The organism is Neobacillus thermocopriae, from assembly GCF_010975035.1.
Taxonomy (GTDB): Bacteria; Bacillota; Bacilli; order Bacillales; family Cytobacillaceae; genus Neobacillus; species Neobacillus thermocopriae.
Genome location: NZ_JAAIUV010000020.1, coordinates 1 through 24,500, shown reverse-complemented (window position 1 = coordinate 24,500; position 24,500 = coordinate 1). Strand labels below are relative to the sequence as shown.

General features: G+C 40.8%; 20 protein-coding genes and 1 pseudogene. 11 read left to right on the top strand and 10 right to left on the bottom strand.

The window, feature by feature from the left end; all coding sequences use genetic code 11:
• Positions 1-168 precede the first annotated feature (168 nt).
• Positions 169-390, top strand: coding sequence for a hypothetical protein (locus G4Z05_RS12305; protein ID WP_163252156.1), 222 nt, complete (start codon positions 169-171; stop codon positions 388-390).
• 98 nt (positions 391-488) lie between these two features.
• Here the strand turns inward: G4Z05_RS12305 and G4Z05_RS12300 are convergent, their stop codons facing one another.
• The 3 genes from G4Z05_RS12300 to G4Z05_RS12290 all read right to left on the bottom strand — a co-directional run bounded on the left by G4Z05_RS12300 (position 489) and on the right by G4Z05_RS12290 (position 4,334).
• Positions 489-1,748, bottom strand: a complete 1,260-nt coding sequence (locus G4Z05_RS12300; protein WP_163252155.1) for a PTS ascorbate transporter subunit IIC — start codon at positions 1,746-1,748, stop codon at positions 489-491.
• A gap of 191 nt (positions 1,749-1,939) precedes the next feature.
• Entirely contained in the window at positions 1,940-2,209 is a 270-nt protein-coding gene (locus tag G4Z05_RS12295) for a PTS sugar transporter subunit IIB (protein WP_163252154.1), read from the bottom strand.
• Between the two features lie 13 nt (positions 2,210-2,222).
• A complete protein-coding gene (locus G4Z05_RS12290; protein WP_163252153.1) occupies positions 2,223-4,334 on the bottom strand; it encodes a BglG family transcription antiterminator in 2,112 nt (703 codons plus the stop codon).
• A 487-nt stretch (positions 4,335-4,821) separates the two neighbouring features.
• Here G4Z05_RS12290 and G4Z05_RS12285 point away from each other — a divergent pair, with 487 nt between their 5' ends.
• The 6 genes from G4Z05_RS12285 to G4Z05_RS12260 all read left to right on the top strand — a co-directional run bounded on the left by G4Z05_RS12285 (position 4,822) and on the right by G4Z05_RS12260 (position 9,758).
• The gene (locus tag G4Z05_RS12285; RefSeq protein ID WP_163252152.1) at positions 4,822-5,340 is read left to right on the top strand and encodes a hypothetical protein; all 519 of its coding nucleotides are present in this window, start codon (positions 4,822-4,824) and stop codon (positions 5,338-5,340) included.
• An 82-nt stretch (positions 5,341-5,422) separates the two neighbouring features.
• Positions 5,423-6,301, top strand: a complete 879-nt coding sequence (locus G4Z05_RS12280) for a hypothetical protein (RefSeq protein ID WP_163252151.1) — start codon at positions 5,423-5,425, stop codon at positions 6,299-6,301.
• Between the two features lie 4 nt (positions 6,302-6,305).
• The gene (locus G4Z05_RS12275) at positions 6,306-6,911 is read left to right on the top strand and encodes an ATP-binding cassette domain-containing protein (protein ID WP_163252150.1); all 606 of its coding nucleotides are present in this window, start codon (positions 6,306-6,308) and stop codon (positions 6,909-6,911) included.
• Complete coding sequence (locus G4Z05_RS12270; RefSeq protein ID WP_163252149.1) at positions 6,904-8,097, top strand: ABC transporter permease family protein; 1,194 nt, start codon at positions 6,904-6,906, stop codon at positions 8,095-8,097. The genes G4Z05_RS12275 and G4Z05_RS12270 overlap by 8 nt, the downstream gene beginning before the upstream one ends.
• A gap of 247 nt (positions 8,098-8,344) precedes the next feature.
• Entirely contained in the window at positions 8,345-8,824 is a 480-nt protein-coding gene (locus G4Z05_RS12265; RefSeq protein WP_163252148.1) for a sigma-70 family RNA polymerase sigma factor, read from the top strand.
• Positions 8,825-9,287: 463 nt separating this feature from the next.
• A complete protein-coding gene (locus tag G4Z05_RS12260; protein WP_163252147.1) occupies positions 9,288-9,758 on the top strand; it encodes a competence protein ComK in 471 nt (156 codons plus the stop codon).
• 223 nt (positions 9,759-9,981) lie between these two features.
• Here G4Z05_RS12260 and G4Z05_RS12255 read toward each other — a convergent pair whose 3' ends face one another.
• The 5 genes from G4Z05_RS12255 to G4Z05_RS12235 form a co-directional block, all read right to left on the bottom strand.
• Positions 9,982-10,308 carry a hypothetical protein gene (locus tag G4Z05_RS12255; RefSeq protein ID WP_163252146.1) on the bottom strand — a complete coding sequence of 109 codons (327 nt, stop codon included), beginning with the start codon at positions 10,306-10,308 and terminating at the stop codon, positions 9,982-9,984.
• Positions 10,309-10,817: 509 nt separating this feature from the next.
• A complete protein-coding gene (locus tag G4Z05_RS12250; RefSeq protein WP_163252145.1) occupies positions 10,818-11,543 on the bottom strand; it encodes a LutC/YkgG family protein in 726 nt (241 codons plus the stop codon).
• Positions 11,544-11,545: 2 nt separating this feature from the next.
• Positions 11,546-12,973 (bottom strand): LutB/LldF family L-lactate oxidation iron-sulfur protein, encoded by a 1,428-nt coding sequence (locus tag G4Z05_RS12245; RefSeq protein ID WP_163182693.1) that lies wholly within the window; start codon positions 12,971-12,973, stop codon positions 11,546-11,548.
• A gap of 27 nt (positions 12,974-13,000) precedes the next feature.
• Positions 13,001-13,717, bottom strand: coding sequence for a (Fe-S)-binding protein (locus tag G4Z05_RS12240; RefSeq protein ID WP_038537560.1), 717 nt, complete (start codon positions 13,715-13,717; stop codon positions 13,001-13,003).
• 242 nt (positions 13,718-13,959) lie between these two features.
• Positions 13,960-14,688, bottom strand: a complete 729-nt coding sequence (locus G4Z05_RS12235) for a FadR/GntR family transcriptional regulator (RefSeq protein WP_163182692.1) — start codon at positions 14,686-14,688, stop codon at positions 13,960-13,962.
• Between the two features lie 343 nt (positions 14,689-15,031).
• On the opposite strand from G4Z05_RS12235, the gene G4Z05_RS12230 reads away from it, so the two are divergent.
• The 3 genes from G4Z05_RS12230 to G4Z05_RS12220 all read left to right on the top strand — a co-directional run bounded on the left by G4Z05_RS12230 (position 15,032) and on the right by G4Z05_RS12220 (position 19,683).
• The gene (locus G4Z05_RS12230) at positions 15,032-16,738 is read left to right on the top strand and encodes an L-lactate permease (RefSeq protein WP_163252144.1); all 1,707 of its coding nucleotides are present in this window, start codon (positions 15,032-15,034) and stop codon (positions 16,736-16,738) included.
• Positions 16,739-16,945: 207 nt separating this feature from the next.
• Positions 16,946-18,358, top strand: coding sequence for a glycolate oxidase subunit GlcD (gene glcD / locus G4Z05_RS12225; RefSeq protein ID WP_163252143.1), 1,413 nt, complete (start codon positions 16,946-16,948; stop codon positions 18,356-18,358).
• Positions 18,355-19,683 carry a (Fe-S)-binding protein gene (locus G4Z05_RS12220; RefSeq protein WP_163252142.1) on the top strand — a complete coding sequence of 443 codons (1,329 nt, stop codon included), beginning with the start codon at positions 18,355-18,357 and terminating at the stop codon, positions 19,681-19,683. Before glcD ends, G4Z05_RS12220 begins: the two co-directional genes overlap by 4 nt.
• 221 nt (positions 19,684-19,904) lie before the next feature.
• Here the strand turns inward: G4Z05_RS12220 and ltrA are convergent.
• Positions 19,905-21,163, bottom strand: a pseudogene (gene ltrA / locus G4Z05_RS12215) (group II intron reverse transcriptase/maturase).
• Positions 21,164-21,987: 824 nt separating this feature from the next.
• Here ltrA and G4Z05_RS12210 point away from each other — a divergent pair.
• Positions 21,988-23,226, top strand: coding sequence for a lysozyme inhibitor LprI family protein (locus G4Z05_RS12210; protein ID WP_163252141.1), 1,239 nt, complete (start codon positions 21,988-21,990; stop codon positions 23,224-23,226).
• Between the two features lie 559 nt (positions 23,227-23,785).
• On the opposite strand, the gene G4Z05_RS12205 is transcribed toward G4Z05_RS12210, so the two are convergent.
• On the bottom strand, positions 23,786-24,500 hold a 715-nt coding region (locus tag G4Z05_RS12205), incomplete at its 5' end, for a transposase (protein WP_163252140.1).

Genomic DNA, 24,500 nt, shown 5'->3' with positions numbered 1-24,500 from the left:
CATTATAAACCCCTATCACAATCTCCCCCCTATCCCCATCCCTCCAAAACATAGGTATGATATGCCGTGAAAAATGGAAGGATGTAACCGAGCCCATAAACAAATAAATAGAATTAGCTCCGTTTTTCATGGACGAGCAACGGAATTTGTAAAAAGGAGTAGAAACCCATGACCGATTTTTCTAAAGACATTCATATTGGGGAATTAATAGCTGTTTCCAAAGTGTTTCAGATCAATACCTATCGAATGTTAACATTACTAGAAAATGGTTCCATTGAAGTATTTAAAAATAAAGAGGCTTTTATGAAGAAATATGGAGACAAAGAATCCTATGGTGATTTAGAATGGTGTGAATTAAATAATGGAAAAATTTTTACAATGCTTAAATAGGAAGGAATAAGAAAACAGGAAAAGGCCATCCAGAAGTCGAACAGTCGGCTTCCTGGACAGCCATTATCCATCCTTAATTCATGCAAAGCTTCCTATACCTAGAACAATTTCGCCAATAAGCTTAATAAAATTCCAACAACACCGAAATCAGAGTCACCAAATGTCGTTCCTTCAAATCCTAGTGAACCGAGAACAGGAAGTAATAGAGCTGGTAAGAAAGAGATTAATAGACCGTTCGCAAAGGAACCGATCATCGCCCCACGTCTCCCTCCTGTCGCATTCCCAAAGACACCTGCAGCTGCTCCTGTAAAGAAATGTGGAATTAATCCAGGAACAATGACTTTTAAGCCAAAGACAGGAAGTAAAAACATCGAAAGAAGACCAGCAAGAAAACTAAATAAGAAACCAATAATAACGGCATTTGGGGCAAATGGGAATACCGCTGGACAATCTAAAGCTGGTTTGGCATCTTTCACGACTTTATCCGCAATCCCTTTAAAAGCTGGCACAATCTCTGCAATGAGCATGCGCACCCCAGCAAGAACGACATACACTCCAGCCGCAAACGTGATCGCTTGCATGAGAGAAAAGACTAAGAAATTCACTCCGCCACTTAACTCTGATTCTACGAAATCCTTTCCAGCCGCCGGAGCGACAATTAAGAATAAGATGGCCATCGTTAACGACATCGCTACCGATGTATCCCGCAAAAACCCAAGTGATTTCGGAACCTTTATATCTTCTGTCGTTTTCGATTGATCACCGAGATACTTCCCAATCAGTCCAGATGTAAAATAACCAAAAGAACCAAAGTGACCGACGGCAATATTATCATTACCAGTAATTTGGCGTACAAATGGTTGCAGCATAGCTGGCATGAAAACCATTAATAATCCTAGAATAATTGAACCAATGATAATTAATGGAATGCCTGTTACTCCACCTGTGGCAAAAACAGCAGAAATTAAACAAGCCATAAATAAGGTATGATGTCCGGTTAAGAAAATATATTTAAATGGCGTAAAACGGGCAATGACAATGTTCATAACCATCCCAAAAAGCATAATCATGGCAGTCTCTCTACCAAATGTTTGCTGTGCGATGGCAACAATCGCTTCATTGTTCGGAATAATTCCTTGAATATGGAAAGCCTTTTCAAACATCTTTCCAAAAATGTCGAGAGACCCTATTAAAATGGAAGCTCCTCCTCCTAAAATAAGAAAGCCCATAATCGTTTTTAATGTACCGGAAATCACATCGGCAATCCCTTTTTTCTGAAGAATGAGACCCAATAAGGCAAATAAGCCGACAAGAATGGCCGGGGTCCCCAATATATCATTCATAATAAAATCCAACATATCTTTCCCTCCTTTAAAAGTTACTTTGTCAACTCTATCTTTGAACTAGTAGTCTATCGATTTTCCAGTTATACTAAAAATGGACCTATTTTTCATGGCTGACTCAAAAGGGCGCTGCTCCCTCCCTATCTGCCGGGATGAGGAAGGGAGATGAACCGCTTCGTTTGTAGAGTCAGCTTTTTTTATCAACCTTATAAGATATGTTTTTCAAGCGCGCTTTTTAATTCATTTTGGTCTAAAAGATTTGTAAGGCCGACAACCGTACGTGTGCCATCATCTAATGCTGCAATTAAGTCCTTGGAACCAAGATATAAATCTGCCTTTTCAGTCTTAGCTGTCGTTAAATCTGTATGTGATACTTCTGCTTCAACACCTAACTGACCTAAAACATTTTTTACATTCATCTCGACAATAAAGCTGCTTCCTAATCCATTTCCACAAACAACAAGAATTTTTTTCATTGATGTTTCCTCCTTATTCTTTCGAAAATTGGTTAATGATTTCTTCCACTTCACCTGCGGTTTGGGCGGTTTTTAATTTTTCAAGGGTGTTTCCATCTGATAACATGTTTGATAATTGTGATAAGGCCTTTAAATGGGTTTCATTGTCAATGGCAGCGAGAACAAAAAATAGTTGGACTTGGTGGTCCGGTTTGTCAGAGAAAGAGCAGCTTTCCTTCAACCGAAGAAAACTCATACCAAGCCGATTGACTCCTGCATCTGGCCGGGCATGTGGCAAGGCAATTCCTGGCGCAATAACAATATATGGCCCCATTTCCTTTACATTTTCAATCATGGCCTCCACATAACTTGTTTGAATCGATTGATCCGCGACCAGTGGTTTCGCTGCCATCCGGATCGCTTCCTCCCAGCTCTCCGTCTTGTCGGCAAATTGAATTTTATCGATGGTTAGCAATTCATTTAACATCGGTTTATACTTCACCTCCATTTTCTCTTTTTTGATTTGGTAAAAACTCTTTAATTCTTGATAAAGCTTTTCTTCCTGATGGATATCGGCATATTTTCGAATAATCGAAAGGAGTGCTTCGATATCAGTACCTTCTCCATCAGAGGTAGACTGAATTTGTTTTAGAAGTAAGGTTTTTTCTGCATGATTCAAGATGGGATGAACGACATAAACGGGTCGACCTTTATCCTCAAGTGGCGTAGTGGAAATCACGAAATCCATTCCCGCTAAGTTAACCTTTTCATACTCTCGAACCGTCAGCACTTGAATGACATCCACGGTTGGAAGCAAGTCTTCAATTTGCTTTTGCAAGATGCGGGAAGTCCCTATCCCACTTGCACATACCACCATAGCTTTTTTTCTTTTGGCTACCTTTACACCCTCTTTATCCAACCATCCGCCAAAATGCATCGCAATATAAGCAATTTCATCGTCTGAAACAGGTTTTCCAAGCACATATTCAAAATGGTGGACCACCTTTTTCGTTAAAACAAATAAGTCATGATACGTATGCTTTAATGATTCGGATAAAGGATGGTCATACTCAATCCCATATTTAATCCGGAAAAAGGCCGGTTTTAAATGAATATACAAGTTTCGTTCCAGTTCCTGACGATTTTGAAAAAAGACACAAGCCAGTTTTTGAAAATCATCCACCATTAACTTAATCATCTGTTTTAAATGAACGAGTTGTTGGTTTTCTACTTCGCTCAGACGGTAATCACTTATTTTTGCTCCCAGAAGATAAGTGGTTAAGTAAAAAACCTCATCTTCTGGCACCGAAACTCGGAATGCGCTTTCAACTTTTTGACAAATAAAATGGGCGGCTTGATATTCCGTTGTTTCCTGAATGACTTCCTTTTCAACCGGGTCCATTTGAATGTATTTCCCTTGAGTAAACCGCTTGATTAATAGAAACAAATGGGCACTTAAAGCCTGGATGACCTCATCAGTATAATGAACACCTGTAAAGCGCTCACATTCATTAATAATTTCATAGATTTGCTCAAGGTCAGATCGCTGAAGCAAATCCAAAGGCAATGGGTCCTTTGAATGAACCGTCATTTGAATTTCCGATAATAATTCATTCCAGTTGCGATTCGTCATCACTTGAGACAAAAAGTAAAGCAACAATTTTCTTTTGTCCTGTTCTTGCCCTTCGATATAATAGCCTGAACTTCTTTGAAATTTCAGCTGCACATGAAAGGGAATCAACTGTGCTTTCAATTGTTTCATGTCCGAAAGCAAGGTACTTCGGCTAACATTTAATTGATCCAATAAATCTTGAAGAAAGATTTTATTCTCCCGGGTGAGTATCAAAATCGCCGCCCAGGCCATTCTTTCCCTTGGAGAAAATTCATAACTCTTTTTCTTATCAAAGGAAGCTAGTTTTTCTTTAACTCGCTTCTTCCCTTCTTCACTTAAATAAAAGCCGGCCGATCTGACATAACTCAACAATTCTATATTCTGATCCTTCAGCCAACCATTAATTTTTTCAACGTCATAATAAACGGTGCGTTTGGAAATGTTCAGTTCTTCCATAATCTCGCTTGGAGAGACATAAGCTGATGCATAAACCACTTTATTCAAAATGGCCATACATCGTTGGTCTAATACCATAAAGCGCGCTCCCTTCCTTCCGTATGTCTAACAGGGCCCTTCTATACGATGAAGAAAGTGTAAACTTTTTTGCAATGATTGGACTGTTATGTCCGTTTTTGTCTATCTATTATAAATATACTACTTATATCGCTAAATAAAAGTCCAATTGTTGTGTATAGAAGTTTGCAAGAATTGGACTCTTATTCTCTATGACTTTTTCTCGTGTATAAAGAGTTTTAGACCCTATCCGATCTTATTTCTTATTTTCCTACAAATTTTCCCAATAAGTATTACCAAATTCCCTATAAGGGTTTCCAAAATTTGTGATAATATGAGGGTGTATCGATACATTCTAATAGAAACTGAGGTTTGCTTTCCGTTGCCGCGGCCGAAAGTTGAATACTAGTAAAATCGTATGGTTAGGAGATCATGAAACTTCTTTGTTCTTACATGAAAACCATACATAAATAAAGACCCAAAAACGAGGGAAACAGGAGGAAGAAGAATGAAAAAGATCTCAAAACTACTAGCCAGTGCGGCCGTAGCTGTCAGTATATTTAGCTATTCTATTGGCACCGCCGATGCAGCTTCACAAGCAAAAACTTTAACTCTCCCAAGTAGTTACGGAACATTAACATCCAATGCTTGGAGATCCGGTCTTACTTCAAGTGGAAATACTTATCAATTTGAATATCAAACATCGGCTGTCTACTCAGGTAGTCAAACGGTAGAGTGGATCAAAACGAGCTGGGAAACTTGTGCTTCATTACGAAATAGCGCCTCCATGTCCATTGGTGTTTCTGGCGACGGAGTATCTGCTAGTGCCAGCAGCTCTTGGCAAAATATATGCGCAAGCGCTTATTGGCAAAATTCCAATGGAAGTAAAGGAGCCTACTCTAATCGGAGAAATGCGGTAATTAAGCCTAAATCTGATTACAGAAGCGGCACCGTTTCCATCCAAAACGAAGCAAAGGTTAAATTAAAAGGAGATGCTAGATCCTGGGCTATCAACGCATCGGTCTAATTCTATTCAAATGACAATTTCACAGGGGCGGTTCTTGTGCTTCCAGCCGTAGAACCGTCCCTTGGTATTTGGGGGAACAATCATGAAAAAACAATTAGCCATCATTTTGGGGATGATTCTAACATTATTTGGCTGCAGCCAGGATTCAAGTGGAACAGAGGAGTTTTTAGGCTGTTCACAGGAAAACTGTATTCTTGTATATGATGGGGTGGAATACATCACCTATGACACAACCTCCATGCAGCGGACAGGAAAAATCAGCACAAAAGAAAATGATTTTCAATACAGGCTTAGTAAATACGATCAATACATTACCTATGGGAACTCCGTCACTTCAGAATTTAAGATTATGAAAAGAGTCAACGAACGACTAGAAACGATATATGTCCATCCTAGTAAAACCGAAGCCATCTTTCCCTTTGCTTATGTCAAAGATGAACCTATTTTCGCAGTGATGGATTACGATGGTGATAAGCAAAAATTTATAGGACTCTTTCATTTAAAAAAGAATCAACTAGAACAGCTTCCAACGAAACAAAATGAAAAAACAAAAAAAATCTTTGGCATCGGTATTTCTGCCAATGATCAAATGTACACCTTATTACATGAAGATGGTGTCCAAAATTTATACAAAACAAACATCAACCTGTCAAAATTTGAACTCATTGCCAAGGATGTAACTCAAAATCTCAGCACCCTCTATGAAGACGTATGCTACATGAAAGATCAAACCTTGTATTGTGGCAAACAAGTCTTAACCAAACTTCAACCTAAGACCGTATTAGCATGGGTCGTCGGGGATCAATATATTCTAGAAGTCGATGACATAGGAAATTACGAAGTTAGGGCCGTCAAAGACAAACAACTTCTCTTATCAGGAAACAAGTTTATCGGTTTTGACGAAAAGTCATCCGAAGTACGAATCTACAGCGAAGGAAAAATGGAAAAGTTAGGGGACTAAAAACATGAGTGTCGCATTAAAACTAGAAAACATAAACAAACATTACACCCATCATGTACTGTCAGATGTGAATTACACTTTTAGCCAAACAGGTTTATATGCTATCTATGGCATTAGTGGCAGTGGAAAATCAACCTTATTAAACCTAATCGCCGGTTTTGATACACCAGACAGCGGCCGGATCCACTCCTCTTATCATGGACTAGAATATGTAATGCAAGAGCATATGCTTTTAACCAATATTACGGTGAGAGAAAATCTATATCTGAAACTTAATCTTACCAACAAGAAAGTAAGTGAATATGATTCACTCATCCTTGACACCTGCAAGAAGCTGAGCATTGAGCAGCTCATCGATAAAAAAGTATCCGTCCTATCTGGAGGAGAAAAACAGCGGGTGTCACTAGCGCGAGCCCTACTAAACGTCCCTGATGTCATTCTGTTAGACGAGCCGACAGCAAGTATTGACCATGATTTAAAAAGCGATTTATTGAAATTATTGCTACAGCTCTCTAAAGAAAAGCTGATCATTGTGACCACACATGATCCATTAGTGAAAGAATATGCCGACATCACGTTATACCTAGAAAGAGGTCATTTGCATGAATAAAAACTTAGTTGTGAAGATCCTGCGGAAGAAAACACACCGCTACCTTACCATTTCGGTCATCATCCTAGTAGTGTCCCTAACGATGATCAACTTGATGTTCTCCTACTTGGCGAATCAATACTACATGATCAACAGAGATTATTTGACGAACAATAATGTCAAAGTCATTCATGTAGACGGAAAAGCCGAACAAGGCAATTCCACACAAATTGAGCTTCAGGATGTACAAAGCATTAATACCCTCTTGAAAAAAAAGGGACTAGACAATAAGGCAAAAGCCTATCCTATTTATATTTTACCGACGGTCTTTGACCACTCTTTAGAAACCGGCATTTCACTGATGGGCCTAAGTGAAGAACTAGCCTTTCTAATAAGTGAAAATTGTACATTAAGAGACAACCATATTTGTCTACCAAAAGCGGATGCGAAAGAAATTCAAATTAAACTCCCTGTGATTGAGGAAAAAGACGGAGGTTTTTCATCTAATGAAACAGCGGATGTCACATTGACAGCCGAACAAGGGGCAACCAATGAAAATGCGATCCTTATCCATTCCATTCCGAATAACTACCAGGCCTATGTCAATGAACAAGAGGCACATCAATTCTTGAAAACGATGTTCAAAAACTCGCCAAATAGTTTTGAATACATAGAGCAATCGCATTTAGATAAAGTAATAGTATATGTAAAGGACATCAAAGATGTTGATACCATTGGGGAATTATTAAAAAACCATAACTATTTCACCAGCTATACTTTTAATAGCTTTGAAAATTTTTCAGCCAATATTAGTTCAGCCCAGATGATCCTGATCATTCTAGGAATCGTATTTCTCATCATTTCTATTATCACAGCCATTTTACTCATGGTAAATTTTATGAGAATCCAAAGAAAAGAAATGGCGATTCTGAAATTGATAGGATACGAAACAACGTCTATTTCGAGCATTTACACCCGATTACTGACCCGAATTCTCGGTAGGATCTTCCTTATCACTGTCCTACTCTATTTGATTAGCTATCTCTTTAAATGGATTCCGATCAGTTTTTCCTATTTCTTGATCATCATCGGACTCGACTTCCTCATCCTGCTCATTACCTTAGCTTTCGTCTACTTATTAGGCGTCAAGAAGATGAGCTCGTTATCGATGATCGAACTACTTAAAAAAGGAAAAGAATTTGAATAATGCGGACTTTGTCCGCTTTTTTTATGCTTGTCAACACCTCATTCTCTCCTTCTTTTTCTATCAAATCTTCTCGAAATGAAAAAAATCGGCGTTAAATTTGAATTTCGAATGGTAAATTCGTGAAATCAAGAGCGTTTTCTTCTCCAAATGTGAAATGGTACCGTTCGATGGAAACAGCTAAATCCGGTATGGTGGAAATACCCGGGAATTCACTGGCTAAGCGCGCTTTCCTGAAAGGACCTAACACTTGGAAAGCTTTGAAAAAATCGTCGAACAGTACGAGCCGATGATCCATAAGATTATCCACTCCCTCCACCTCTACAACAAGGATGAATTCTATCAACTCGCCCTGATTGCCCTTTGGGAGGCGAGCGAGCGCTATGAAACGGAAAAAGGAAGTTTTAGTAGTTATGCCTATACGTTTATGAAAGGTAGATTACTAGATGAATTGAGAAAACAAGCAAAAGAAAGCGACCATTATTTCTGCCCAAAAGAGGAATTTTGGGAGGTGGCTTCTGATTCTTCAAATCCATTCATCGAAAAAGAACTTCTCATTGACAGTCGCCACATCCTATCCCTAAACCAAAGAAAATGGCTATCCTACCACATGCAGATGGGCTTGACCTTGAAAGAAATAGCAGAAAAAGAAAATGTCTCTGTTTCTGCGGTCAAACAGTGGCGATCAAAAGCCATCGTAAAATTAAAGAAATGGATAAGCGAATCATAGATTTTTCAACAACAAACAATATAGGTATTTTTCACTGCTACTTTTGACACAAAATGTTAAGAATTTTGCAACAAATTAGTGCCAATTTTGTAATTTTTTGTGTTAAAATTTTTGATAGAAGTTATGACAATATAATGATAACAGTGACATTCCCCCTTTCCACTCTGACACCCCAGACAACATCACTGTTTTTCCATATCTCATCTGACTATTTTTCATCCATAGAAATGGCTTGAGCAAAAAATCCCTGTCCTCTTTATAAGAGGAAAGATTTTTATAAACAATGTAAGCGTTTTATTATAAGGGAGGTGAGGAAAATGTGAAGCAGCTTGTTTGGAACAAACTATGAGTAAGTGGTCTGAACAGGACGGTATTCTTAGTTTTGGGTAAGATAGCATCTAAATTTTGATAGTATATCTTTTTTCCACCTTTATTCAAACTAGACCATAAGGAGAGGTTCGCATTGAATATCGAAAAAAATTATATTATCAATGAAAATTTTATGTATATGACAGGTTACCATGACCGATTTGGTAAGCTTTGTTCCCTTGTACGGGAGAACAATCGCATGTTTATAGTAGATCAGTCCCCACTGGAAATTCTATCAGACAGTATCCGAAGTATTGGCTTTAGTTTAAAAGGAGCAATAGAATCGGCAAAATGGCATCTTGGAAATATTCCGATGTGTCCATTCATCGTCAATCCGATATACAAAATTTGTGTGTTTCCAACCAAATCAGCGAACAACCCAGAAACCATTTGGTTTAACCCCGATCACATCAAAAGAACGAAAGGAAACGTAAACCACACCATCATCACATTTAGTAACGGATTTGATCTCAAAGTTCCATGCCGGCTTTCTTCCTTTAACACGAAACTGCAAAATGCCGAGCAATTAATCAAACTAATCCTGGGAAAAACGCCATCCCATTAAACCATGTGTATCCATATCACCGCAACAAGGAAGGACATCATACATAAGAAATGTAAAGGGTTTCTCCAATAATAGGAACTCTTGATAGTAGTAGCAAGAGACCGAACATCTTGTAAAGACCATTTTCTACTACTCATATAACAAAATCACCATACCATTGGGGCGGTTTCATGAATTCCCTCTTTTCTTCCTATAGCGCTGACAAACCAATTCGCCCCCATGGTCACCCAATTTCGTGGAACCCATAGACTCGTCCCCCTTGATCATTTATCAAAAAAACACTATAGGGCTTTTTTGTATCCAGTTCTTTTAAACACTTCTTCATTTCTTCGTGATCTGTCGCTTCCCTTCCTAACGATTCCAGCCAAATTCTTGGATAGGAAGGTACAGGTAATTTCAGTTCATGTCCCTGTTCCGTGTATAGGAAGCAGAATTGATTTTTCATTTGATAGAATTCTAGCGTGATATTCTTTAACACCTCCCTATGGTCTATTACCATGCTGTGTTTTAGCCGCTGACTGATTAAGTAGTCCAAAATGGTCACCAACACCATTCCATTCACCCTTCCAGCTCGTCTTACTACACTATATGAACAGAAAGGGGAAAGATTCCAAATGCAGAAAGATTACTAGTTTCCCAATCGGGGGAAAAGGCAAAACGGGAATGTTAATGTTTATAAAAAAATGAGGAATCTCCATTTGAATGGTTTCCTCTCAACTTGCCTCGGTATAGTGGAATGGCACTTACATCTACTTTTTAAATAACTTAACGAAAAAGAAGACTACACCAATAATGAAGGCTAATATCAATATTGGTATGAATATATTTAATGACATATCATTCCTCCAACATAGAGTTTCTAACTCTATTTTACACGAAATTGTAAAATAATTGGATAAAATTATATATTATGGAAAAATTATGATGTTTCAATCCTAATACTCGTAAACTTTGATAGATAGCAGTCAGTTTAAAATAGAAATGCCGGATATACATCAAAAGCCGAGAAAGCTCTCCTTTCTCGGCTTAATCTATTCCCTATTCCAACCAGTAGCACCCCTATAGGTCATGAATAACGATGTAGCTGGCTTTAATAGGGCCATGTACGCCTACAACTAGGTTTAATTCGATGTCGGCAGAGTTACTTGGGCCGGTGATGAAATTGATGCAGGAGGCAACGCGACCTGTCTGTTGGTGGATTTCCCGCATTTTCACGGCTGCCTGGGTGAAGCGCGGAACCAAAGTGCTTTTTGGAATGAGCATAATAGACGTAGCCGGCAGGAAGTTGATGGTCCGACCGTGGTCTTTGTCAGAAAAGAGAACGACCGTGGCTGACTCAGCTAAGGTGATTTCACTGATGGTGATGCCGACATTGGCCTGTTCCGCACGGCGTACATTTTCATCTCCTAATGTATAATCCCATTCGAACACAGCCATATCACGGGAAGGCCATTCCTTCTTTAGTAAAGAATCGAGCCCCCACTCAGAAAAACGCTCGTCTTTACTAATGACCACTGGACCGCCACCATATCCTTCCACCACTTCATTTAATACATCCGGCAATCCTTTCAGATCGGTCTCATACAAGTTCGTATGAATCTTTTGGCAATGAACCTTCATGATGTCGAGCAGCTCATCCGGACTCGCGCCTTTAAACACCTCATGCTGAGGCTGATATTTCCACTCAGGACGTGGAATGGGGCCAGTCAAACGTGGCCGATTTAAGCTTTTTGAGATTTTATTTAAAAATGAATCCCGATTGTGAATCGTCCCGATCTTTGCCATATTTATTCGCCTCCCTTTTCGCGGTTTTTGAACCAATCCCGGAATCGTTCCTTATTCGGTGCCGGGAATTCGCGAATTTCCGTCCATGCCTTGAGCGGACCAGGTCCTTTGGAGATTTTATCCCCAACCGTAAATGGATTCATTGCGACCGGCGCCATTTTTGAGCCCATATTATAAAGAGCTGGCGATGCGGCTCCAAGTCCAAATGCCTTCATCAACATCTTTTCTGAAAACGGTGCTTTCCCTTCCTTTTCTACAATCACTTGACGATGTTTATGCAATAGCTGATGAAGCGGAATTTTCACCGGACATACTTCTGTACAGGCACCGCAAAGGGTCGAAGCATATGGAAGCTCCTTAAAGTCATCATAGCCACCCAACAATGGTGACAGAACCGCTCCCACCGGTCCTGGATAAATCGAACCATACGAATGGCCGCCGATATGACGGTACACCGGACACACATTGATGCACGCACCACAACGGATGCACTGCAAGATCGATTGAAACTCTGTGCCGAGAATATCGGAACGTCCGTTATCGACAATCACCAAATGAAATTCTTCCGGACCATCCACATCGAGCTCCTCTCTCGGACCCGTGAGTACAGTAATATAACTCGTCAGTTTCTGACCAACCGCACTACGTGTCAGCATGCTGACCAGTACTTCCATTTCCTCGAAGGTTGGAACCAATCGCTCCATCCCCATCACTGTAATTTGGGTTTTCGGTAGCGCCGTAACCAAATCGGCATTTCCTTCGTTTGTGACTAAACAAAAAGATCCTGTTTCCGCAACAGCAAAATTACAGCCGGTAATGCCGAGATCCGCTTCCAAAAACTTTTCTCTTAATGTCACGCGGGCATGGTAAGCCAACTCTTCTGGTGTCGATGTTTTTGTATAACCGATCTTTTGGGCAAAAACATCACGAATCTGCTCTTTGTTTTTATGCAAAGCCGGTACAACGATATGGGAAGGCGGATCATGATCATCCAATTGAAGAATGTATTCGCCAAGGTCCGTTTCCACCACCTCGCAGCCTTCCTCTTCCAGCATGGCGTTCAGACTGATTTCCTCCGTAACCATCGACTTGGATTTGACTATTTTTTTGGCCTTTTTCCGCTGCACCACACCGCGAATATATTCATTGGCCTCTTCCTTCGTTTGTGCAAAAAACACATGGCCGCCGCGTTGAGCAATATTTTCACTTAATTGCTCCAAATAGTAATCTAGATTGGCAAGGACATGCTGGCGGATTTCTTCTGCATGGTTACGCCAGTCTTCCCAGTTGCTTAATTCATCCGTGGTCACCACCCGTCGTTTGACCCCCATTCCGTCCTGGGCCCCGGCGACCGCACCACGCATGAAGGAATCATGGATTCCTTGTTCGACCCGGTCATTAAATTTCTCCGTGCTTATCTTCATGGCCATTGGTACTTCCCCCTATTATGAAAAAAATTAACGGCTATTCAAAACCTCGGCAATATGCAGAACTTTAATTGGTTTCCCAAGACGTTCCATTCTGCCCCCAATATTCATCAAGCAAGCGGCATCCGCGCCAACCAAATATTGGGCACCCGTTTCTTCGACATGATGGACTTTTTCATCCACCATCTGCTCGGAAATGGCCACATTTTTCACGGAAAATGTTCCACCAAATCCACAGCAACGTTCTTTTCCTGGTAATTCGGTAAACTTCAGCCCTTTGACATTTTTTAATAGAATCATAGGCGGTTCCTTGACACCAAGAAGCCTTGTCATGTGGCAGGAGGTATGATAGGTAACATTCCCTTCAAACCGGGCCCCGACATCCTCAATCCCCAACACCTCAACAATAAACTGGGTCAGTTCATATGTTTTATCGGCTAGTTTTTGTGCCCTCGGTTCCCATACAGGATCCCCTTTGAAAACATGGGGATACTCTCGGAACATAAACGCACAAGAACCGGATGGAGAAACAATGTATTCCGCATGCTCAAACGTTTCAATCATCCGCTTCATCGCTTCTTTCGCTTCTTTTACATAACCACTGTTATAAGCAGGCTGGCCGCAACAAACTTGGGATGGTGGAAATTCCACTTCACATCCAAGCCTTTCTAACAATTCCACCGTCGCTTTTCCGACATTGCTTTGGAATAGATCCACGATGCACGTAGCAAAAAGTGTAACTTTCATCCTTTTCTTCCTCTCTTTTAACCGATAAACAGGTCATCTGATGACTTAACACTATTAATATTTTATATCTTACAACAGAAACACACCATGTTGAAAGGGGTTTCAATAAAATATTTTTAATATTCTACCTATTTTTTAAATATAAACGTGGAGCAAAAACCGATACGATCACTAGACTTTCGAAGTCGAAAACATAAAAAAAGCTGTCCTAGCAATGGATAGGACAGCTCCGTTATCGTTATTTAAATGGATTTGGGGGCATGCATATAATATTTTTTTAAGATCGCATCGACGCTTTCCAGATGGTTAAGCATCCGCTGGCGGGCTACTTCTTCATCCTGGTCTTTGACGGCCATGTAGATGGCCAAATGGTCCTGATATAAACGCTCAATGGTCGTCTGTTTCGAAAACAGCCAAAGCCTTCTTGTTTCCCGCATCGTCTCCCCCATCATGCCGGAAACATGCTGCATCAAAGAAATTAACATCTGATTTTGCGACGCTTCAGCCAGTGTGAGATGGAACTGTAAATCAGCTTTTTCCCCGAGCTCTTCATCCCCTTTTGCCTCCAGCATCACTTTCAGCGCTTCTTCCAATTTCTCCAGATGTTCCTGTGTCCTGCGTCTTGCCGCCGCCGCGGCAGTCCCGGCCTCCAGAATCATCCGAACTTCTACCAATTGAGCAATATTCTCTTTATTCATCAAAATGGCTGTGGAAAGCGGGAAGGTAATAAGATCATTCTCAAATTCCTTCACAAATGTCCCCTCGCCATGCCTCATTTCAACAAGGCCCATGGCCCGTAAAGAAGTCAAGGCTTCACGGATGGCGGACCGGCCAACATTGAAATTTTCAGCAAGCTGTTGCACGGAATCGAGCCTGTCGCCCGGCTTCAACTCGCCGGTACGAATCATCTCATAAATCGCTTCCGCCACTTGTTCATAGATCTTTTTCGGTTTAATTTTTTTATATTCCATTGAATGGGACTCCTTTTAACGAATCGTCCTAAAACACGCAATTTAATTATACCGATTTCCAAAAAATTTGCATCCTTTCCCTTTCATTTTCTCTGTTTAGTAACCAAAATCAAAAGAGTGAAAAAATTTAAAAAAATTCTATTGTTTTTTTTATGAATCTACCTTTATAATTTTCCTATCACCATATTAAACATCTAGTCATCAGATGACCTTCTCATCATCTGTAAGCGGTTACTAAAAGGAAAGGGGTAATGTCCTGTTTGTTATCTATTCAAAAATCAATGATATTCAGAGATTCGTAGCCAAGCCAAAAGCAAAAGTTAATCTCAGGAGGAAATGATCCATGACATTTATTCAAAATTTTACGCCAGTCGGAGGAAACCTTTGGGTTAGTGCGGCGGTTGCCCTCATCCCAATCCTCTACTTTTTCTGGGCATTGGCCATTAAGAAAATGAAAGGCCATATTGCTGGGATAACAACGCTAGCACTTGCCATTCTGCTTGCTATTGTTGCCTTTAAAGTACCAGCCGGGATGGCACTCATGTCTGCCTCACAAGGGGCCGTGTATGGGATTTTACCGATCGGTTGGATTATCGTCGCCTCTGTCTTTTTGTACAAACTAACCGTCAAATCAGGTCAATTTGATATCATTCGTCACTCTGTCCTATCCATTACCGAAGACCGTCGTTTACAGGCCTTATTGGTAGCGTTCTCATTTGGTGCCTTCTTGGAAGGAGCGGCCGGCTTTGGTGCGCCAGTAGCGATTTCAGCGGCCTTGTTAGTTGGATTGGGCTTTCATCCCCTTTACGCAGCTGGCCTTTGCTTGATTGCCAATACCGCACCTGTTGCATTTGGTGCGATCGGAACCCCGGTGATTGCACTGGAAGGACCGACAGGGATTCCGGCTCTTGAAGTGTCCAAAATGATCGGACGCCAACTACCATTTTTATCCGTCTTTATCCCTTTTTATCTTGTGTTCATTATGGCCGGTTGGAAAAAAACGAAAGAAGTCATGCCGGCGATTCTCGTTTCTGGAATTTCATTTTCCGTCACCCAATATGTATCGTCCAACTTCTTAGGACCTGAGCTTCCCGATATTTTATCATCTTTAGTCTCTTTAATTGCTATGGCCGTGTTTTTAAAGTTTTGGAAACCAAAAACGATTTTCCGTTTTTCCCATGAACAAGAGTTTGCGGCTACCATTGCCATGCAAGCTGGCCAAACGAAACAAGCACAAGTCGTGCATTATACAGGTGGTCAAATTTTTAAAGCTTGGTCTCCTTTTATCCTATTAACGGGCACGATCACGCTATGGGGAATACCAACCATCAAATCAGCTTTGAGCGGCCACTATGAAGGTAGCAACGCCATCTTAAAAGCCGTGAACGTCATTGGAAAGTCCTTAACCTTTATGCCAGAAGTTCCGTTCGTTCATAACAAAGTGTTCAGCAAAGCCGGTGCAGCCGCCACTCCTGCGTTTTATAAAATGGAACTGCTTGCCGCTGCCGGTACGGCCATTTTGATTGCGGCCATAATCACCAAATTTATTGTCGGCATGTCTTGGAAAAATTGGGTGATCACCTTTGGAGAAACCATTAATGAAGTGAAGTTCCCGCTCATTACCATTGCTTCCGTCGTTGGATTTGCCTATGTAATCAATTTGGCTGGAATGAGCACGACCCTTGCCTTAACCCTTTCCAAAACAGGGGCTATCTTGTTCCCGTTCTTCTCGCCTTTCCTGGGCTGGCTTGGCGTATTCGTAACGGGTTCGGATACATCTGCCAACGTCTTGTTCGGCAACTTGCAAAAAATTACAGCCGAATCCATCGGCATGGATCCTGTTCTGGCTCTTGCCGCCAACTCATCCGGCGGAGTAACCGGAAAAATGATTTCACCGCAATCTATTGCCGTCGCTTGTGCCGCTGTTGGACTAGTCGGCAAGGAATCAGAGCTATTCCGCTTTACTATTAAACACAGTCTGTTCCTCGTCGTTTTAATTGGAGTCATGGTGTGGTTGCAAAATTCCGTTTTGAGCTTTATGATTCCATAACCACGAACGCGTTAGGCTCTATCCGGTTTTCGGAAAGAGCCTTGCTGTCTATTAGAATAGTGAAAGTTTACCCGACTATATTACTTGCTAAATTGGGAGAGGCTTTTGGCAAGAAGAATATTTTTTCAAAGACGACCCTACAAAAGTACTACCTCACAAGGATAAAAAGTACTTATTTATAGATTCAACCAGATTGGAGGAACGATCATGATCCATCAAGAAATAAAAAGGAAGTTTATCTCCATTGTTTCACCCGAAAATTTTCAAGACTCTCCAGTAGAGCGCTTGTCCTATTCTTTTGATTCCTCACCAGACATGCCGGCCATGCCTGATGCCGTCATCAGTCCGCGAAATACAAAAGAAGTTTCTGAGATTGTCAAAATTTGCAATGAACATCGAATCCCGATTGTCCCACGCGGATCTGGGACGAACCTGTGTGGTGGCACCTGTCCGGTGGAGGGCGGGATTGTCATGCTGTTTAAACACATGAACAAAATCCTCGAGCTGGACGAAGAAAACCTGACCATTACTGTCCAACCAGGAGTCCTTACACTCGATATCATTACCGCCGTCGAAGACAAAGGCCTTTTCTATCCACCCGATCCAGGTTCTATGAAAATTTCCACCATCGGCGGGAACATCAATGAAAACTCAGGTGGCTTACGCGGCCTCAAATACGGAGTCACCCGTGATTACGTCATCGGCCTTGAAGTCGTCATGCCAAACGGGGACATTGTCAGAACCGGTGGCAAACTCGCCAAAGATGTGGCTGGATACGACCTAACGAGTCTAATGGTCGGCTCGGAAGGAACACTCGGGATTATTACCGAGGCCACCCTCAAGCTCGTACCAAAACCGGAATCGAAAAAAACGATGCTCGCCCTTTACCATGACCTTGAAGCGGCGGCAAGAAGCGTCTCGAAAATCATTGCCAATAAAATCATCCCAGCTACGCTTGAATTCCTTGACCAACCTACCCTTCAAGTGGTCGAGGATTATGTCAAGATCGGCCTTCCAGTGGATGCGAAAGCAATTCTTTTGATTGAACAAGACGGCCCACCTGCTGTTGCCCAGCGTGATATTGAAAAAATCACGGCAATCTGCCGAGAAGAAGGCGCATTTTCCGTGGAAGTCGCCAAAACAGAAGAGGAAGCAACCGCTTTGACCACCGCTCGCCGCTGGGCTTTATCTGCCTTGGCTCGCCTTAAGCCGACAACCATTCTTGAAGACGCCACCGTACCGAGGTCGGAAGTCGCTAACATGGTTCGCGCCATCGGTGAAATTGCGGAAAAATACAATCTCCTTATTTGTACATTCGGCCATGCGGGAGATGGCAACCTTCATCCGACCTGCCCGACTGATGCGAGAAACCGCGAGGAAATGGAACGCGTCCATAAAGCCTTTGCTGAAATATTTGAAAAGGCGGTCGAACTGGGTGGTACCATTACTGGAGAACATGGGGTCGGTATTGCCAAAGCTCCATATCTTGAGTTAAAGCTCGGCAAAGCAGGTCTTGCCGTCATGAAAGCAATCAAGCAGGCACTTGATCCGAACAACATCATGAATCCTGGAAAAATCTTTGCCAAAGACGATAAAACTAAGTTGGTGATCCACAAATGACCACAGCCAAAAAACAAAAAATGATACAGGAACTATTTAAAGAACGGATGAATGAAGATGAACTCCTCAATTGTATGCGCTGCGGCTTTTGTCTTCCGTCCTGCCCAACCTATACGATGTCTGGTTTCAAGGAATCACAATCCCCACGAGGCCGGATTGCGATGATGAAAGGAGTCATGGATGGTTTGATCGAGCCAGATGAGGAGTTCAAACGATCCCTTAATCTGTGCCTGGGCTGCTTGGCCTGTCAAACCGTCTGTCCATCGGGCGTGAAATATGGCCATTTGCTCGAAGATGCCCGTGATATTCTCGCACAAAATAATTCCTATTCCTTTCCGGTAAGAGCGGTTCGAAAAACGGTGTTCAACGGTCTGTTCCCGAATCCAAACCGGATGAAAAGGACAGCAGGGTTGCTTGGTTTTTACCAACGCTCCGGCTTACAAAATGTAGCCCGTAAAATTGGCTTCCTCGGGCTCATTCCTGCCCATATGGCATTGATGGAAAAAGTACTCCCAGATATGCCGACAAGGCAGGAAGTAAAGAATCGACCTGAACATTTGGAGCCGATCGGAGCGAAAACCCATCGCGTCGCCTTCTTTAGTGGCTGTCTCATGGATTCCATGTTTTTAAAAACAAATGACGCGACCACCCGCTTGCTCCAGCTCGCTGGCTGTGAAATCGTTATACCAAAAGACCAAACCTGCTGTGGCGCTTTGCACGGCCACTATGGCGAAAAATCGGGATCTAAAGAGTTGGCAAAACGAAATATCGAAGCTTTTGAAGGGCTGAATGTCGATTTCATTATCACCAATGCAGGAGGCTGTGGCGGATTCCTAGTCGAATATGGCCACTTGTTAAAGGATGAACCTATGTGGGCGGAGCGGGCCAAAGCTTTTTCCGAAAAAGTCAAAGATATTACCGAAATCTTGGTGGCAGTCGGATTTCATCAAAAGGTGAAACTGATGCTTCCACAGCAAATCATTACGTACCAAGATTCCTGCCACCTTCGCAACGTGATGAAGACGGAAGCGGCCCCAAGAACTTTGCTAAAAGCCATCCAAGGGTCTGTCTACCAAGAAATGAACGATGCCGGACATTGCTGTGGTTCTGCCGGAATCTACAATATTATTGAATCGGAAATGTCGATGAAAATGCTCGATTACAAGATGGAACAGGCCAAAAACACCAAGGCCACCACCATTGTCACAGCCAACCCAGGCTGCCTGCTACAAATGAAACTTGGGATTGAAAAAGAAGGCCTATCGACGAAAATGCGCGCCGTCCATATCGTCGATTTACTATTAGAGGCGGTTGTGGGGGAATAATCTTCATGGTCTCCTTTAGATCTAGGCGACGAATCCAATATGCTTTACAACCTAGTAGAAGTAGAACCAAGTGGATTTCTACGTCACTAATAATACGGTTGTTCTGTCCCACTCATGTAGGGGCCAATACGGTGCAAGAAAGGTAATATCGAGTAGGAGGGGGTGACTAACCCCCGACCTCTCACACCACCGTACGTACCGTTCGGTATACGGCGGTTCAATTAAGTTTGACGTAGCTCTTGATATCTTTCGAATAGACTTCTTAACCCTCGACTCTTCCAATAGGAGTTGTCGAGGGTTTTGTGTAGAATGGGACTGCAGGCAATCCGCCAATATTTCTTGCGTGTATTTCCCCATTCGAATGCTTATGGCTTGGAACCCCTAATCCTCTGAGTTTCCGAATTCTTGTTTTCGGGGTTTTCCATTCTTTCCACAAACACATCCGAAGCCTTCGTCTAATCCATTCATCAAATTCTTTGAACTTACTTGGTGTTTCTGCCAAGGCAAAATATCCGCACCATCCCATTAAATACTTGTTCAGTTTCTCAATCCTTTTCTCCATTGGATACGGTTTCGACCTTGATGTAATTTCACGGATCTTGTTCTTCTAACGTTTCACACTTTCGTTCGCAATCCGTACCTTTGGAGCCTTATTGAATGTGAAGCTGAAACCGAGAAACTTCCGTTTCCAAGGACGGTCTACCGCCGATTTCTCTTTATTTACCTTGAGTTTTAACTCCTTCTCAATAAAGTTAGTAATGGAGTTCATGACACGAATTCCTGCTTTCTTTGTTTTCACATAGATGTTACAGTCATCCGCATACCGAACAAACTTATGTCCACGTTTCTCAAGCTCCTTATCCAATTCATGAAGCATGATGTTTGATAAAAGTGGACTGAGCGGGCCGCCTTGAGGCGTTCCCATGTCCGTTTCCATTACTACTCCATTGATCATCACGCCTGATTGAAGATACCGACGGATTAACTTCAGTAGAATTCGATCTTTGATCGTTTTCGCCAAGATCCCCATCAGTTTGTCGTGATTCACCTTGTCAAAGAATTTCTCTAAGTCTATATCGACTACCCAACGATATCCTTCTTTGATATAACCCTTTGCTTCCCTAACCGCATCATGTCCCTTTCTACCTGGGCGAAAACCATAGCTACGGTCCGAAAAGGTCGGATCAAAGTTTTTCGTCAACACTTGGGCAATCGCTTGTTGGATGAAACGATCAGTCACGGTAGGGATCCCTAGAAGCCTTACCCCACCGTTCGGTTTCGGGATTTCGACTCGACGGACGGGTAAGGGCTTGTAGGTCCCTTCTCTCAACGACTGTCGAATGGAGTCCCAATTTTCGTAGAGGTGTCTTCGTAGGTCTTTTACGGACATGCCATCTACTCCGTGACTTCCTTTATTCTGTACAACTCTTTTAAATGCCGCTATGAGATTTTCCCGTGACAAAATCAGTTCCATCAACATTAGATATCCTCTCCACGTGAACGAATCCTTTTATTTGTGCCATCTTCTGCTCCACCCTCTTGAAGTCCCCCGTGGGATTCACCACTTCCTCCTTCAAGTAAGTCCTATCGGATTGTCTGCTTCCACACAGAAGATGAACGCCTAGCGACTCGTTCTCCTTCATTGTTCAGTCCTTCCTCTTCCATCTCGAGCTTGAAAGAGTACTATGACTTCTGCTGACTTCTGACTGCTCAGCTATCTATCACTAGATAGGTTACCAAGGTTACTTGGCGTGCCAGCCAGACCTCCCCGGGTAAGAGTGTAATCTTTCCTTCCATCCATCTGCTTCATTTACTCTGTATCACTTTCGGCAGAAAGGGCTTTGTTTTGTCATGCAAACTCACCCAGTGATACCTAGCCTCATATGAAGTTCGTGTTCCTCAAACCGGAAGTTTGCCGCTCGCTTCCTTCAGATTCCGCGTCACCACGGACACCCTTGCGTTAAGCTAACTGCTACTTCTGCCTTCGCAGCTCGGGACTTTCACCCTATAGATTACACCCATGCCGGGCGCACATGCAAAATCCGGCTTTGGATGTCCAAAGCCGGATTTTTTTATAGGTTTATAATTTACAATCAAAGTCAAAGACAAGCAAATACAATAAATAGGAAAAAGTCCCTACTAAATATTTAAATACAATTGTTATTTTGATAATATAAAAATTGAATTTTTTTACTTATATAACATTATGAGGAGGATTTTGAATTTATGTTTTTATAGTTATTTATACCTAAAAACAACTAAAACATGCATTTATATTTTGAGGACTAATAAGGAGACATACATATGTTAAAAAATTTGTTCATTTTTGTGGCAACAGTTGTATTGGGAATTGGAGGGTATTGGGGATACCAGGAATTTGTTGCTCCAAAGGTAGAAAAAGTGGATTTGGCAAAGGAAAAACAAAATTTAAAAGAATCAAAGGCTATAGAATTAAATAAAGAAGAAGCCAATAATATTTTGAAAACAACACTTGATTCTATTTTCGAAGTTTTTGATAAGGCTGGTGAAAAGTATGGATGGGGAAATAATAATCCAGCTGATTTCAATAAAATTAGAAATTATTTATTATCTTTTGCTTTTAAAGAATTTACCGATACTACTTTAAAAGATTTAACTTCTGAATACTATTGTGAATGTGATCAATCATTTAAACCAAATTATCATAATGATGTAAGATTTACTTACGAACTAACAAAAGATAACATTCTAAAAATTAACGTATTAGAACCTGCAACAGAAATTAATAATATGGGTGCATTGTGGGAGTTTGAATTAAAAAAAGAAGCTAATAAATGGAAAATGTATAGCTGGAATCATCATTCTTTATTAGGAGAAGATATTCATCTTACAAAAGAAGAAGCAGAAAAACTTTTGAGTAGTAACAATGAGAAGCTTGAATTTGTAAAGGAATATGAATCAAAAGAAGCGAAAGGTAAAGCCTATCTTTTTAAAATACATAGTTCTACTGGTGAAAGTTTGGTTGCTATAAGTTCCAAAGATACTAGTTTAGTTTATGATTTTGAAGATACACAAGAATCTGTTAAACCGACAAATAAAGAAGTAAATCAAGGTAAGAAAGGATTCTTTAAACCAGCCAATAAGGAATTAAATCAAGCTAATAATGAACCTACTAGTCAGTTAGAGGAAAATAAATCTGAACAAAATAAAACAGCTAGTAGAAAGAATGAATATATGGCTAAACTTTATGAAACTGAATTAAAAGAAAGAAAAAATGAGTATCAAAGTGACTTTCAAATGAGAGATGATTATATTTATAACTATCAGTTATGGGATGACATGTTAAATGAAATCTATGGTGTACTAAAAACTCAGTTATCAGAAACTGAAATGACTAACTTAAGAAACGAACAACGTAAATGGATTAAAACTAGAGATGAAACGGCTCAAGCCAGATATGACGAAGAAGGTAGAGGAACAATGTCTGCTATGGTAGAAGCTGAGACACTCTTTAAACTAACAAAAGAGCGTTGCTATGAATTAGTAAGAGACTATATGAGATAATGAATAACAGTATTAAGCGTTCAGCGTAAAATTTAATAGAAGGAATCTTTGAAAATATTAACAATGCATAAACAATAAGCTATATGCTATTAAAATTAAAAAATGGCTTATACGAATAGACTAGATTGTTCGTTTAAATAAAAGCAGGGGTTACGGATAAAGTCATCGGTTCATAATCTCAAACTGATCAAGATCACATCAAAACTACAATACCGTATATCCCAATTCTTTGTGATATATTGATCTGCCAAGTTTATCATTTTCCTTATACAATCTTCATTAGAAAAAAGTTTTGTTTTGGTACTTATCTAAATTGATAATGTAGATTTTCTAATAATTTTCGTAGCATAAATTTCCTAAGTATGATCATGATATCCTGTAATTTAATTTACCAATTATTAAATTAATAAAATGACATAAAAGAGGAGCTGTCAGTGACAGCTCCTCTCAGATTGTAGACAAAAGGCATTCCGAATAAGCTTAATTCGAAATGCCTTTTCAAATTTTAAACAATTTTTGGTCTATATAAACTTTAATTTGACCCCTACGGGGTCAATTATTATACCATTTTTGGACTAGTCCAAGTCCAGTTTGCCAGTTTCTTTAAATTCATTGCAGCAAAAGTAAGCATCGCCTGCATGGACAATTTTTTAAGGCCTCTTAAAGTCGTCCACCGCATACCATGCTTTTCTTTAGCATCAGCAAACACACGTTCAATAGTTTCTTTCCGTTTTGCATATATAATTCGATTCTCTGTTGTATAACGAAGGTGATCAGCTTCCTCTAAATAATCTTCCCAAACATGCCGTTGAATTAATTTTTGATGATTTTGGCTCTGTGTGCATTGAGTTAATAAAGAACAATTCTTACATTTAGTCGGATTAGAGAAATACTGACGATAACCTTCCTTAGTAGTTGTTCTATATTCTAGGACTTGTCCTTCGGGACATATGTAACAGTCAAAATGTTTATCATACACACAGTCATGTTTTCTTAAATAGCTTTTCTTTGTACGTGGGCGTGTATAGGGTAATACAGGTCGTATATTATTTTCTATTAAGTATTGAGCAATGGCGGGTGTTTTATAGCCAGCGTCAGCAGCAACAGCATCAGGCTTTCCACAGTTTTCAATGACCTTTTCAAGCAAGGGTTCAAACATCGTACTATCATGAATATTACCTGGAGTTACAATCGTTCCCAGAATAAATCCATTTCTATCAGCCGCAGCATGAAATGAATAAGCAAATTGTTTTGTGCGCTCATCCTTTACGTAG